General features: G+C 47.3%; 8 protein-coding genes. 3 read left to right on the plus strand and 5 right to left on the minus strand.

Annotated features, from left to right (window positions below; all coding sequences use genetic code 11):
- Positions 1 to 10 precede the first annotated feature (10 nt).
- The 4 genes from MHH48_RS34430 to MHH48_RS34445 all read right to left on the minus strand — a co-directional run bounded on the left by MHH48_RS34430 (position 11) and on the right by MHH48_RS34445 (position 10,028).
- Positions 11 to 6,541 carry a carboxypeptidase regulatory-like domain-containing protein gene (locus tag MHH48_RS34430; protein WP_340389614.1) on the minus strand — a complete coding sequence of 2,177 codons (6,531 nt, stop codon included), beginning with the start codon at positions 6,539 to 6,541 and terminating at the stop codon, positions 11 to 13.
- 675 nt (positions 6,542 to 7,216) lie between these two features.
- Positions 7,217 to 8,398 carry an MFS transporter gene (locus MHH48_RS34435; RefSeq protein ID WP_340389617.1) on the minus strand — a complete coding sequence of 394 codons (1,182 nt, stop codon included), beginning with the start codon at positions 8,396 to 8,398 and terminating at the stop codon, positions 7,217 to 7,219.
- A 144-nt stretch (positions 8,399 to 8,542) separates the two neighbouring features.
- On the minus strand, positions 8,543 to 9,595 hold the full coding sequence (locus tag MHH48_RS34440; protein WP_076326733.1) for an LLM class flavin-dependent oxidoreductase: 1,053 nt from the start codon (positions 9,593 to 9,595) through the stop codon (positions 8,543 to 8,545).
- 151 nt (positions 9,596 to 9,746) lie between these two features.
- Entirely contained in the window at positions 9,747 to 10,028 is a 282-nt protein-coding gene (locus MHH48_RS34445) for a metalloregulator ArsR/SmtB family transcription factor (RefSeq protein ID WP_083659884.1), read from the minus strand.
- A gap of 290 nt (positions 10,029 to 10,318) precedes the next feature.
- Between MHH48_RS34445 and MHH48_RS34450 the strand changes: the two genes are divergently transcribed.
- Positions 10,319 to 10,852: a sigma-70 family RNA polymerase sigma factor gene (locus MHH48_RS34450; RefSeq protein WP_306024485.1), complete on the plus strand. Its 534-nt coding sequence runs from the start codon at positions 10,319 to 10,321 to the stop codon at positions 10,850 to 10,852.
- Positions 10,842 to 12,164, plus strand: a complete 1,323-nt coding sequence (locus MHH48_RS34455; protein ID WP_076326734.1) for a hypothetical protein — start codon at positions 10,842 to 10,844, stop codon at positions 12,162 to 12,164. The genes MHH48_RS34450 and MHH48_RS34455 overlap by 11 nt, the downstream gene beginning before the upstream one ends.
- A gap of 305 nt (positions 12,165 to 12,469) precedes the next feature.
- Here the strand turns inward: MHH48_RS34455 and MHH48_RS34460 are convergent, their stop codons facing one another.
- The gene (locus MHH48_RS34460) at positions 12,470 to 13,345 is read right to left on the minus strand and encodes a DUF4261 domain-containing protein (RefSeq protein ID WP_076326735.1); all 876 of its coding nucleotides are present in this window, start codon (positions 13,343 to 13,345) and stop codon (positions 12,470 to 12,472) included.
- 334 nt (positions 13,346 to 13,679) lie between these two features.
- On the opposite strand from MHH48_RS34460, the gene MHH48_RS34465 reads away from it, so the two are divergent.
- The gene (locus MHH48_RS34465) at positions 13,680 to 14,720 is read left to right on the plus strand and encodes a hypothetical protein (protein WP_340389630.1); all 1,041 of its coding nucleotides are present in this window, start codon (positions 13,680 to 13,682) and stop codon (positions 14,718 to 14,720) included.
- The last annotated feature ends 30 nt before the right edge of the window (positions 14,721 to 14,750 follow it).

The following is a 14,750-nucleotide window of genomic DNA, read 5'->3' on the forward strand; positions in this document are numbered from 1 at the left end:
GCCTTTCCGGTCACTGGATGTACTTTTTCTTCTTGTTACCGAGTAGACAGAATCCGATCGTCATCAAGGACATCAGCGCCAAAGCCAGATAGAAGATTGGCGATACGCTGTTGTCTCCGGTTTTCGGAGTATCGTCCAGCTCGTTGCCAACGTTGCCGGTTCCGTTGTTACCGTTGTCGGTTTCGTTGTTGCTGTTGTCGGTTCCGCTGTTACCGTTGTCGGTTCCGTTGTTACCGTTGTCGGTTCCGCTGTTACCGTTGTCGGTTCCGTTGTTACCGTTGTCGGTTCCGTTGTTACCGTTGTCGGTTCCGTTGTTACCGTTGTCGGTTCCGTTGTTACCGTTGTCGGTTCCATTGTTACCGTTGTCGGTTCCATTGTTACCGTTGTCGGTTCCATTGTTACCGTTGTCGGTTCCATTGTTACCGTTGTCGGTTCCATTGTTACCGTTGTCGGTTCCATTGTTACCGTTGTCGGTTCCATTGTTACCGTTGTCGGTTCCATTGTTACCGTTGTCGGTTCCGTTGTTACCGTTGTCGGTTCCGCTGTTACCGTTGTCGGTTCCGTTGTTACCGTTGTCGGTTCCGTTGTTACCGTTGTCGGTTCCGCTGTTACCGTTGTTACCGTTGTCGGTTCCATTGTTACCGTTGTCGGTTCCACCGTTACCGTTGCCGGAGTTGCCGCCGGAACGGATCGGCTTCATTGGCACGTCGTATTTTATTATGTCATAATCGACAGAAATCGTATCGCTCCTGTGCGTCTCATATCCGTCCTTCGTTACGATCAGATAGTAATCCGCTTCAGGAAACACCATGTACGCATAGAAACCATTGGCGTCGCTATCCTGCTCCGGGCTCTCGTTGTCGTGCGGCGGAAAATTCGGAACTCGAGGAAGCGTTACTTTCGTATCCGGAATGCGGCCGTTATCTCTATTCCGCTTCGTATCCGCATAATACAGGGTAACTTTGGCTCCGTCAATTTTCTTGCCAGTGATGGCATCTCCTGTCGTTTCATCATAAACCGTACCGTAAGGGTCGACCAATTCCTCGGAAATATTCAGCTCTCCGTTAGCTTTCACGTCCAGTTGCGTCACTTTGAGGAGCAGTTCCTCGCCGGTCTCAGCTTTATAGCGAACTTCCATTGTGTACTTCTGCTCGCTTAGCCCTTCCACGGAGAAAGTTCCATTCGAAGCCATCGGGAACGCCTTGGGACGACCGTTCTCCTTAATATAATTGCCGTCCTTGTCCTTCAAATAGATATGCATCTGGCTGGTAAACGAATCGTTGAATAGCGCTTTTGTTCCATTCAGCTGCTTGAACAGAACGATCCCTACCGCCGTAATGTCCGCCGGAACGGTCTCGTCCGTCACGCTGACGTCCACAGTGGCCTTCTGCGTGAATTCGACAGGGAAATCCTTCCCGCCTACCTGATACACCTTCGTATACGTGATCGTATAGTCGGTATCCGCTACGGCAGGGAATGAATATTCACCCTTCTCATTTGTCCAAATCGTCTTCTGTTCGTTGTTCTTCTTGTTCGTCACGATGATTTCCGCGTTCGGAATGACTTCGCCTGTGTTGTTGTCACGCAGCACGCCTTCCAGATACGGGCGGGTATTGACAAAGTGCGCTTCGGCCACTTTTTTCTCCGGAATGGTGCCTGTGCGAACGAGCCTTTCAGGATCCGTCACATAGCCGTCTTTCGTATAATCATCCTGGGCCACCTCATACTGGAGATACGTCGGAAGTCCTTGCACAACGATAGTCTGGCCATCTATAAGCTCGAAGGTCTCTCCGCTCTTAATCATGCCCTTGCTGCCGTCCGACTTCTCATAGGAGTAGGATTTGTTATCTCCCTTACCTGTGAAGGTGATTGTGTACTTGAACAGCTTTTTCTTGTCATCGTCTTTACCTTTAACCGTGTTGCTGATGAGCAAGCCGCCCTTTATGACTCGCACGTTCGTGAACGGGGCATTTTCATCTTTGCCCTCCATGACTCCGGTATAATACCGTTCCTCAGGGTTCGTCACGTATTCGTCGGCTGTGTAGTCCTTCTGGGTAACTTTGTATTTCAGATCCTTAGGCAGACCCACAATTTCCAGTGTCTCTCCATGCTTGAGTGTGAAGGATTCGCCAGACTTGATCGTGCCCGGTGTACTTGTCGCGCCATCCGACTTCGTATACGCGTAGCTTCCATCCTTGCCTGCTTCTTCAAAGATGACGGTGTACTCGAACTCCTTCGTCTTGTCGCCGCCGTTGCCCATGACCGTATTGCTGATCGTCAGCTTGTTGACGGTCCGATCATTGGTGAAGTCCGCTTCGCGATCGACGCCCACCATTACTCCCTCATCAGACAATCCTGTAGGGGTGGTCACGTAGCCGTCGTTCTTGTAACTGTCCTGGGTGATCGTATACTTCAAATTGTCGGGAAGATCCTTAATTTTAAAGGTCTCACCATGCTTGAGCTCAAAGGAAACGCCGGATGTGATCGTGCCCGTCGTGCCGTCTGAATGCTCATAATCGTAGGCTTGATCCTTTCCCGCACCGTCAAAGGTCACCGTGTACTTGAACGGCTTGTCCAGTTCTGCGCCGTCCCCCGTTACGGTATTGCTGATGGTCAGATCGTTAACGTATCGCTTGTTGACAAAATCTGCCATGTGGTCACCTTTATTCTCGATTGTGCCGAACAGCTCTCTCGTTTCCGGCATGGTCGTGTAACCGTCTGGAGTATAATCTGTCTGGATTACCGTATAGCCCAGATCTGCAGGCAGAGCCGGAAATACAACAGATTCTCCGTCCTTGAGGAAGATCTTGTCTCCGCTCTTGATCGTGCCAGACGTATTATCCGGCTTCTTATAGGTGTACTCCCCGTCCTTGCCTTCGCCGGTGAAGATCACGGTATATTCAAAATCCTTGGAAGAATCGCTGCCGTTGCCTTCCACCTTATTGCTGATGGTCAGCTTACCTTGGGCCGGCGTAGGCACGACCAGCGGATTATCAGAGGTTACTTTTACGCCATCTACCCAGATAGGCTTGCCTGGCGTATTTCCTACATACACCTGATACACATGGGTGATCGGCAGCCAGGTATTCAGATCAATGTAGGTTTCCTTCAGCTCGTAATAGCCCGGATCCGGGAACAGCAGATTAAGTTTCCCTCCGCTATCGGTTGTTCCTTTTGCAACTTCCGTTCCATCGCTCTTCTTATACAGTGTAAACTGTACACCCTGCAGCGGCTTACCGTCAGGATCAACCTTCTTCAGTGGTAATAGAGCATTGGAACTTGAACTGCCGGCTACATCTGAGCTGTCCAGCGTGCTTTCGCTTCTGGCACTGACAGATTTCAGATTGTCATCGCCCTCCAGCTTTACCTCGTTGCCCATCTTGTCTCCGGCTTTCGCTTTAGATGGATCAACCTCCGTTTGGTACACAAACTGGTAAAACTTATTAGGGTCGTTCATTTTGAATTTTAGAACTGTGGTACCTCCCGCGCCTGGTGCAGCTTCAACCTGAACTTCGGCATTCGGGTCACTTAGGTCCAGTGCTGGGCCCTCTCGTTCCAGAGCACCGCTGGCAGTCAGTTTAGCAGGATAAACTGCCATACTAGGCGATGTCAGCACAAGCTTTCCGTTTTCTTCATAGCGCAGGTTCATGTTAGCACCTATCGTATCCTGCAAAAACACGCCCTGCTCCATGTTGAATGGCGGGGTATAGTTCACTGTCCATTCCAGCACCCCTGGAACTGGCTTAGTTACCGACTTGCCCAGGGTCTGAATAGGTACAATAACTTTGCGCTGTTCGGTGAGGACCTTTTCCACACCGCCCCATGTCATATGTAGGTCGGCTTTGTTATACAGCACCTGCCTGTCTGTACCGTTTGTAGTGTATTCCTCCAAATATTTCTCCAGAGCTGCATTGGAAGGTCTCGCCTTCACCAGAATGACATAAGGACTTTCCAATTTAGAGAAGGTGAACGTTCCTACGTTTCCGCTATGGGAGAAGTTTACTACATGAGCATTAGTGCCTGGTTCAATAATTGTTCTGGCATCATTTCTAATACCATATTCGGTACCACTACCATTGTCCGAATAACCTTTCCAAAGCTCAAAATCTTTGCCTTCAGAAAACGGCACGAATTCCCAGCCTTCAGGTAGTGTGTCCACTAGCTTGATATTGCTAATGACTCGATTACCGCTGTCCTTAGCCATTTCTTCTGTGTTATATCCAGGCATATTTACCCCTAAACGGAATGTGACCGTCTTGGTTGTCCTGTCATAGCCAGAAATCGTCCACGCTTCATTGCTGTCGTTTCTAATGTAGCTACCAACATTATTTGGGGTTACATTTTCAGGTGTACCATCTGCCTTCAAGGGCTTCGAAGCAAAGAGCATATCCTTGTTCAGCATACGCACATGAAGATTGTTTCCACCGTCCGCTGTCTTCACTGTTCCGCCGTCGAACAGCAAGGCCCGGTTAGTTTGCCCCTTGGATACGTTAATATCTTGTCTGAACAGAATATCCGGATTTGTTACGACAGAGCGGAAGCTGAAAGAAGCCGGCTGATCCGTGTATCCTGTTACCTTGATCAAGTCCGCTACGGTCTTGCCGTCAACGGTTAAAGGAATCGCCTTCAAATTCAGATCTTTATTTGCGCTATTAAGCGTATCCTTTCGATATTGCTTCCATAGCTGGTTGGCCGTCACATTCGCTTTAATCTTGGCAATCGCTGCTGCGTCAACCTCACCCGTTGCATCCACTGCACGGTCCAGGACGTTCAGATCTCCGCCATGAACGAGTACATCGTAAACTACCGCGTCCGGCAGCGCATACTGTGGATTTAAATTAACGGTCCATGTGACGCCGCCTAGGTTATAATCCTCCATCGAAATTGAGATTGATTTAGTAAAATTATGCGCGCCGATGTTGACAATTGCCTCATCCGTCACTGCGTTAGGTCTTGTACCGGTCATGATATCGTTGTTCTGTATGCCATCTGGCGTATCCAAATTCCAGTTGGCACGTGGGTCGATTCTAAAGTTGGAACCGCTTTGTACTTTGGACTTAATGATTAGTTCCACTTTACCGTCAACATCGCCAAAGGTATAAACGCCGTTCGTATCTGGTTTAATTGATGTTTCTCCAGATGCAACGCCATCCACCCATGTCTGCCATGTAGCTGATTCAAACTCCAGCCCAGCAGGTAATTCATTTGTGATAGTAAAGTTCTTTAACCCTTTTTTGTTATATTGGTTCACAACGACTGTCCATGTGATTGTTTCATTAGGATGGTCATAAGAAGCGCTAGCTTGAATCCAGTCTGGAGCAAAAGAAATCTCCTGACCTGCCTCCACTAACTTATCATCACCCTGATTCAATTGCACTTTACCATGCATGTCCCGATAGCTACGACCAAGATTGCCTGGTGGATTCTTATGCTCGTAATAATAGCCTTCCTTTGGAATCCATGTTTTATATTCGACCTGCGGATTTTCACCTGTTCCATTTGGGAAAGTATAGGTCAGCGATCCGTCTGCCCCAATGTCTGGAGTTACATTTTGACCATTTACTTTGAATGAATCCTCCATATAGATACCGCGGACATTTCCAAAGCCTGTATTATAGGATGCAGGGTTCGTATAAAACGTCTTCCCGTCCAGCCGCAGTTTGATTGTATTATCAAACTGATCAAAAGCAGATACGGTTGACTGCCAAGTAATTGCCCCCTCAACAAATTGCTCGCGTTGAATTCCACGATAACTATACTGATCCCACCTAATCATTCCCGGCGAGCTTAAAGTAATGCTATACGCTGCTGTAACATCTGGGTTATTTAGCTGATAAGTTGTCCCAAAGATGTCGATAGGCTTTGTTTTGCCATAGTCTATTCCCGTTACATCGGCATCTGCAGTAGTTTCAAAGCTGAAGTTAATACCACGTCCGACACCGTTGAAAAAGTTGTCATCACCGTTAAATGCAATCTTGATGCTATTCGGCGTGAAATAGGCGGTACCGAGCTGTTTCATACCTGAATCAGTCTGTGCATTCAGGGTTTTAGTAGCTGTCGGCAGCACCACTTCCTTGAAGTAGTCTTCTTTTTTCAGCTCAATCCAGTCACCCTTCTGAATGTATAGGTCGGGATTCGCATTTGTCGGATTAGCGTCATCACCATTCACTGGTACCTTGAGACCTTCCGACTTGAGCGTGAATTGCTGTCTACCCTGAATAATACCGTTTGGATCAATAACAGCATTTCCCTGTGTCACCTTCAGCGGAAAGTTTGAATTAGCATTTATAAACACCGCTGTTTTGTCCGACGGGGCTCCCGCCATCACTATGTAATTGTTCGGCACGTCGTACACCGCCTTAGTTACTGGCGGCGGTTCGTCCACGCTCGGCGAATCGGCTTCGATAACAGCCTCCGCCCCGGAATCGCTTAGAGCGCCATCCGCATATCCAGTTCCAGAGAACGCCACCGTCTGCAAGACAAGCATAATTGCCAGGCAGAGAGAGAGTATTGCTTTACCTATGCTGCGTTTTCGTTTCAAGACACATTTCTCCTCCATTCCCGAAACTACTGAAATTTTTAGCGACAGTAAGATCATCGACCCGATAACGCTCAACCGAATAGACATCTTCTATTTGCTTGATCCCAGCAGCCCTTTGAATCATCGAAATCTTGTAAATTCCCTCCCTTTCACCTCCTCCATAGATACTGATTGACTTGTTAGTACATGTAGTAGGGCTCTCTTCCTGTTATCATAGTTTTGCTGTGATTTATCTCACAAAATCTTCTCAGGTGTAGGACACCGATAATAGGATATCTAGATATGACCAGCCTGTTTTAGTTCTATTTATAATATTTATAATTGAGAAGATTTACCTGATTAGTGTACGTTATAAGTCTCTACAAAATCTCTACAAAATCTCTACAACGTGAAGAATTGCCTCCTTGTAAATCTCAATAAAAACAACCACCGACAGACTTCAAAGCAAAGCGTTATATATAGTTCGCAATAATGGCTGCCTAACATCGCAGTAATTTTGAGACACTCCCCGAAAAAATGGCGCCTAACGATTTGAGGATCTGATTTAATAGAATAAAGATATTCTCCTACGTAAGTATTTTCTTTTGTTGCATAGATTGGGGGAAATCGTTATTTGATGTACTTCCGAAGAGAAAGCACCTTTCACCGCTGTCTCCTTCTGCCGATATCATTTGTTCAGCTTACGCTCCGTTTCGTTCGGCCACCTGCAGATCGGCGACGCATGGATAAAGAAATAATAGCCGGGATGAGTCCAATTGCGACGCAGACTCCGCCAAACCAACCAACTGCTGCAAGAGAGATGCTGTCTACAACGATACCCCCAATTACAGCCCCTACGGCCATTCCCAACTGCACGATAGAATTGTTCAAACTCAGGATGATCCCCGAAGCCTGAGGAGCCATGCCGATTAAATAAACTTGTTGAACCGGCCCCGTCGACCAAGCGAAAAAGGACCATAACATAAGCAAAGGCAACACGACCATGGACGAATGGGAGAACGCCGTCAGCAACAATAATATTCCCGAGTGAAAGAGCAAGCCTCCAATCATCGTACGGGGGATACCCCATTTATCTGCACCGTAGCCGCCAACTTGGGAGCCTATGAGACTGGCCAGCCCAAACGCAAACAGCCCGACGTTTACCATCCCTTCGCTCATTCCTGTAATGTCCAGAAGAAACGGCGTTATATAGGTGTACAGCATCGTATAACCCAATATCCAGAAAAAACTGATGGAAAGCGCGACAGTGATTCGGGGGCTTTTTAATAAGGCGAGCTGTTCCCGAATAGGAACAGGAGCCTCTCCTTCCGATTTCGGAATTGTCAGCAAAAGGACCAACATCGCGACCAAGCTCAGGGCTCCGACTCCCGTGAAGATGATTTTCCAATCATGTGAGCCCGCAATGATCCTCCCAAGCGGGACCCCTAGAATAAGTGCGAGGTTAAAGCCCACCAGAACTGTGGCGATAGCGCTACCCTGTTTTCCAGGATGAGATATTTTGGCGGCAACCGTCAGGGCGACGACCATAAATACCCCCGTGCTGATCGCCAAAATAATTCTTGCTCCGAGCAGCATGCCGTAGCCTGTCGTTGAGACAGTGATCAAATTCCCAACGAAAAATAATCCCAAAGCCGACAGCATAAGCTTTCTTCGATCCATTTTTGCCGTGAGTGCAATAAGAATCGGGGTGCCGATGGCATAAGCAAGCGAGTAGACCGTAATCAACTGCCCGGCCGCCGCTACCGACACTCCAATATCACTTGCAAGCATATCCAAAATGCCGGCAATCACAAACTCCGAAGTTCCGACTAAAAAGCTGACAATGGCCAGAATATAAATTTTCCATGAATTCCCCATCTATTTCTCCTCTTTTCATTTCAATAGATCTAAATCTATAGAAGTAGTATTTAAAAAATAATGCTCAATTCGCCGACTTCATTTCTCGGCTCAATCAAGCCTCCTCGTTCCAAGCATTCGTACTCTGCTTTAAGCGTTATAGCCTTACGTCTGACGGGCGAGCTCCTTACGGACAATCGGCGCTACTTTGGTGCCGAGAAGCTCAATCGTCCGCAGCAAGTCGCGATGCGGCAATGAACTGAAATCGTTGTACATCATGAATCGAGTCAAGCCTAGGTTCTTATGCAGCAGCACGATCTTCTCTGCGACATATTCGGGATCTCCGACATAAAGAGCGCCGTGCAGGCTGCGGGCTGAATCGTACGAGTCACGTGTATAAGGAGACCAGCCTCGTTCCCGACCGATTTGGTTCATTTGCTCGGCCATGACAGGATAATACCGCTTAGCTGCCTCTCTTGTCGTATCCGAAATAAAGCCATGCGAATGCGTAGCAATTTGCAGCTTATTCGGATCGTGACCGGCTTTCACGGCGGCCTCTTTATAAAGCTCAACCAAGGGTGCGAATCTTTGCGGCTCCCCTCCCAGGATAGAGAAGGCAATCGGAAGTCCCAGCAAACCGGCCCGAACAGCTGATTCCGGGTTGCCGCCCGTACCGATCCAGACAGGCAAGGGCTCCTGCTGTGCACGAGGATAGATTCCCATGTTGTCAACCGCCGGGCGATGACCGCCGCGCCAGGTCACCTTTTCGGAGGCCCGAATCTTTAACAGCAGTTCCAGTTTATCTTCAAACAATTCCTCGTAATCTCTTAGGTCATAGCCGAATAGCGGAAACGATTCGATGAACGAACCCCGCCCGGCCATGATCTCCGCTCGCCCGTTCGACAGACCGTCCAGCGTTGCAAAGTCCTGATATATCCGCACCGGATCGTCCGAAGATAGCACCGTCACTGCGCTCGAGAGCCGGATCCGCTTCGTTGTAGCGGCAGCGGCGGCCAGAATGACAGCAGGCGACGAGCTTGTATAGTCGATTCGATGGTGCTCGCCGACGGCATAGACGTCGAGGCCAACTTGATCTGCTAATTGCACCTCTTCGATTGCCTGGCGCAGCCTCTCGGCATGCGAGACACCGCCATTTCCGGGATTAGCATGGAGGAAAGTGCTCATTCCAATCTCCATCGTATTCGTTTGACCGCTCATAGTTATTCTCTCCTTCTTAATATGGAATAGGGATGATTAGCAAAGATCATTGAAGGATCATTCCAAGTCGACACGTACGCCAAAATCTCCTTCAAGTATGAGCCCCACCATTTCTACTGTTCTAAATATATAGAAATGATTTCGAAAAAAATTACGCCAACAAAAAGGGCGCAAATTTTTCCGCTATTTCTCGATTGACGTTATAGTGAATAAACGATCCATTCTTGCGAAAATCAATCAAGCCAGAGTCCGTCAATTGCTTCAAATGATGCGATAGCGTCGAGCCTGCAACCGATTCAAGCCTTTCACCGACGGCGGTGAAGCATAAATTGCTCTCTTTCGCGAGCAGTAAAGCGATTTTCAGCCGGGTTGGTTCCCCCAAAGCTTTATACACTTTAACCGCTTGCCCGATATCTTCTGGATTTTCTCCCACTATTAGCACCTCCCCGCATCCATTCCGCAGTTCTATAACTATCGAAATCAATATTAGCACCGCTTCGTTCAAAAGTAAAGGGGGAGACATTGATTTTGCGCCCGATCAGCGCCGATAGATCGTAACCAGCCCAGGCCGCGATCCTGCTCATGGTAAATAAGTGCATAAAACGGATGATGGTTTGGTGACTTCACCATTATACCTCTAAACAATCTTCTCGAATTAAATATTGGATAATAAAGCCATTCCTTGCTTTGGTACGTCTAATTAGATATATGAACTAAAAGTGGGTGAGGAGAATCGAAAATCTCGTACATAAAGCACGATTAGGTGATCACCATGCGTATATCGCGTTATTTCAGCAATATGAACAGCAATTGTATCGAACAGCCTTCATGTACGTGAACAATCAACAGGACGCTTTGGATGTCATCCAAGAAACGGCCTATCGCTCATTCAAGCTAATTGCGACCCTGAGGGAACCAAAATATTTTAAAACGTGGTTAATCCGAATTTGTATTACTTGTGCAATCGATCTGCTTCGTAAGCGGAAAGAAGTCGTTCATCTAAAGCCCGAACATGTAGAGTTTGCTGTCAGTAATGAGGATTACGATGTGCCGCTTTCGATTTCATTGAAGCAATTACTTGAACAATTAGATGAGGATGAACGAAGCGTAGTCCTGCTGAGATTCTATCATGATTTCACGATCAGGGAGATTTCCGAAGTCCTGCAAATCCCTCTCGGTACCAGCAAAACGATACTATACCGCGCCTTGCAGAAGCTAAGGAAGATAGTTAAGGAGGAGTCTGTATATGAGCAATAATATAAAACAAGCCATAGAGGAAATCCCTATTCCTGCAATGCTTCATGAACGAAGTTTAATGGGCATTCACCAAGCGAAAGAAGAATGGGATGTGGCATTAGCTGCTCCAAAAAAGAGGAAGCGGGTTATGAATCGAATGGTTGCTGCCTCCTTGATCGGCGTACTCTCCATTAGCGCAGCAGTTACATTCAATCCGCATCTTTCAGCTGCAATTCAAAGGGCACTGCAGTTCATTCCAGGAATAGGTGTTGTTCAAGAGAGTAGCACAGATTCTTATATGCTGACAGAACCAGTTGATATTAAACTTAGCAATCATGACGTTACCATAACTTCTATGTTGGTTCAAAAGGATATGACGACGATTGAATTGAACGCATATACAGAGAGTTCTTATAAGATTAATATCATAAGCGAATCTGGTGAGGTGTACAAAAGCTCATATGTTTCCACATATGGTGGCGATGCCTTTTCAAAAATCACACATAAGTTCTATGGTCATGTTGATATTAAAGATTATGCACAGTTGTCTTTTGATGATTTCAAGAAGGAGGTATTTACCATTCCACTTAGCAAGGTGGATAGCATTGACAGCCTAAACGCTATCGGTAATTCCATGGAAAGCCATGATCTCGAGATTACGGCTATTCCAACTCCTGCAGGTCATAAGGGCAGAATATTTTTAAGTACGGAACACTCGAATCCATTCAGATATAATGAACATAGTTCTGCTGAGAAAGGTGATCTTATTATACTGAATGAAAACATCAGCGTTACGGATGAATTTGGTAATGACTATCCAATAGATAACAAGGGCACATGGATTCCTTTTAAAGACATTTATTTCAACTTGGGAGGCTCAGATGTTAAGAAATACACGTTAACCATCCCGCAATTGATGAGTGTCGGTCATGAGGAAGCCAATTTCTCGATCAACGTTCCGGACGGACAAGAAGGACAATTAAACCAATCCTTCGACATAGCTGGTTACTCAGTAGAACTGACTAAATTCAAAAAATTCAAGTCGCCAGATAACAGAGACCTGATAGAGATATATGTAGAGATGCCAAACACGCAACAGTTGAATCGTTCTTTAAAGGATTTCGATGTTTCTATAGATACTACACTTGGATCGTACAAGGCACGTGATGCAACAACTGGCGTGTTGAAATCTTTCTCGGTTAGTTATGATCCTAACGACTCGGGAAAACTGGATGTTACTGTATCCAAACCGATTATTGATATGATGGGGCCATGGAAATTTGAAATAGCAGCAGATAAATTTAAGAGCAAACAGGTCGTCGAACACGAATAAGAGCAGAGATCTCTGGTCTAAATGATCATGGCGACTGCATGTACTAAAATGGAAGTTTGAATTCCCGTCGTTAAGAAGCCTAGTATTTAGAAAAGAGAGCAACACGAGTGACTGCCACTCCCGGGCGGTAGTCATATCCGGGGAAATAAAAGCATTAAAAATGAGCTGGCGGGGACATACCGCCAGCTCATTTTCGTGCCGTATCATATTGCAGGCATGTTAGTAAAGATGCCGGTTCCGTCGGCTGGATCGGGACACCTCACGCGACTCTCGGCGCGAGGTGCTCGGTCATACGTCGGCCGGACTTATTCCCGTTCTCCTGCCGCATATTCACCCGGACTGACGTCCATCACTTCTCTGGAAGGCTGGATCAGCGACATTTCGAACCTGCAAGGCCAATGCACGTCCGGCGCCATCTCCCCATTCAGCAAGCCGGCGATCGTTTCGCCGTCGCTCACCGGTACATCCGCTTCAAACAAGTAGGCTGCGACATTGAATGCATGCCGTGACACGTCATTCGGATCCAATGTATGAAAGTGGTACTGGACATCCGGAAGGCCGAGCGCAAAGAGACCGAGTGAATCGATCAAGCTGTCTTCGGTCCCATGAATGGTAAAATAGCGGATATTCATGCCGAACTGCAAGAACCGCGCAGCTCCTTCGTACGGATTATCCGCAATTTCGGCCGTATGCAGCAATTTCCCGCTTGATGGAATCCAGATCGCTTTGCAGGTCGGGAACAGGCTTACGGCAGCCTCCAGCCAATCCGCCAATAAGGCGCTGCGCGATTTATAGTCCAGCCCCGACGCCATGAAGTCGCTGATCAGCAGCTTATAGCGGCATTTTTCCAGAACGTCCTCGGCATCCGACATCGTCCAAAACTGGGTGCGCTCCAAGTCGGTAATCGTCTCCGGTTGAAAAGGAGTAACGTCTGCCATCATCACCTGAGCTGGCAAGTTCCCCTCCTGGTAGGCTACTTTATAGGCCTCTACGGCAAACGACGACAATGCGCCATCTGCCGACACGGTATCCGTTTTCCCGCATCGGGTTTCTAACGCATTCCGGACGGCTTCCACATTCGGCCGTTCCACTTTCTCCTCAAACAGCAGATACATTTGAAATAACCGCTGAAACTCACTTTTTTCATCCAAATCTTGCTGAAGCACGTGTTCGCTCTCCATTTCTCCTCTACCTCTCCGTTCGTATGTCGTTCCCCTATACTATAGAGATTGCCGCATGATTCACGCAAGTCCGATCAGGAAATTGATTCCAAAGTCGGATCTATGGGGGTTACAGCCTTTCCCAAATCCGAAATTCCATTTCCGCTTTACGCCTATCAAAGCATTCGGGTGAAACTGGACCTTCTGTAACCCCTTCAACAAATAGCGAAAAACATGGGAGAGGACGAACACCATTTATTACAATGCGGAATATACAAATGAATAGGCACTTATCCCAATCATGCTTATTCTGTAAACTTTGCGAATCGGAATAGGCACAAAGGAGTGTTTCAGGTTGGTAGTAAAATCATCTCACTATTTTGCCCACGGCAACACTGCGCACGGAGCTCATTTCTTGTATACATCCGCATTTGAAGGGCTAAACAAGATATTTGTCCTTACGGGACCCCAAGGTACGGGGAAATCGACGGTCATTCAAAGCTTGGCGGATAGCCTGCTGGATAAAGGCTTGCATGTGCAATGCTTCCACTCCCCTCTCCGTCCCGACGAACTGGATGGCATCATTTTAACGGAATTGAAGGTTGGTATTGTCGACGGGCGAGTCTGTCAGGGGTTTTCGGATAGCGGGGCCGATGAAATTGTCTTTATTCATTTCGAGGAAGCGTTTGATAACAGCCTTGTTTTACCGGAACACTTCATAACGATAGAAGATCTTAGAGGCAAGCTTGAGAGCGCCTATTCAAAAGCGTATGAAACGTTCGCAATGGCATTGCGGATTCATGACGAGTGGGAAAAATATTATATCGAAAATATGGATTTCTCGAAGGCGGACCAGATTACGCAGGATTTGATTCAAGAATTATACGCCGGTCATGAAAGCGATACGCCAACCGCTTCGCGCCACTTATTTTTCGGAGCTGCGACTCCGAGGGGGGCATTCGATTTTATTCAAAGCTTGACCGCTCAGCTGGAAAGACGGATTTTCATCAAAGGAAGGGCGGGATCTGGCAAATCGACGCTGCTGAAAAAGCTTGCCTCCGCTGCCGAACAGAAAGGAATCGAAGTTCAAGTGTTTCATTGCGGCTTTGATCCGAACAGTTTGGATATGTTGATATTCCCGAAGCTTCGAACAGCTATCTTTGACAGCACCGCTCCGCATGAATACTTCCCGGATCGGGACGGGGATGAGGTCCTAGATATGTATACACGCACTATAGCACCTGGAACAGATGAAGCTCATGCTGCCGAAATAGCCGGTATTAAAGCGCGCTATTCGGCAAAAATGAAAGAGGCCACCTCCCATCTGGCGGAAGCCAAGCCATCGATTCTCAAATTAAGGCCTACTATGTTGCAGCCACCAATTTTTCGATCGTAGAGAAACTCCACCTGCAATTACAGTCCGAAT

The organism is Paenibacillus sp. FSL F4-0100 (assembly GCF_037993005.1).
In the GTDB taxonomy this organism is placed as follows: Bacteria; Bacillota; Bacilli; order Paenibacillales; family Paenibacillaceae; genus Paenibacillus_AQ.

What these genes read in the sequence shown, in the direction of transcription:
- MHH48_RS34435 (WP_340389617.1), bottom strand. Translation starts at nt 8,398, where the DNA reads ATGGGGAATTCATGGAAAATTTATATTCTGGCCATTGTCAGCTTTTTA.
- MHH48_RS34460 (WP_076326735.1), bottom strand. Translation starts at nt 13,345, where the DNA reads ATGGAGAGCGAACACGTGCTTCAGCAAGATTTGGATGAAAAAAGTGAG.
- MHH48_RS34440 (WP_076326733.1), bottom strand. Translation starts at nt 9,595, where the DNA reads ATGAGCGGTCAAACGAATACGATGGAGATTGGAATGAGCACTTTCCTC.
- MHH48_RS34455 (WP_076326734.1), top strand. Translation starts at nt 10,842, where the DNA reads ATGAGCAATAATATAAAACAAGCCATAGAGGAAATCCCTATTCCTGCA.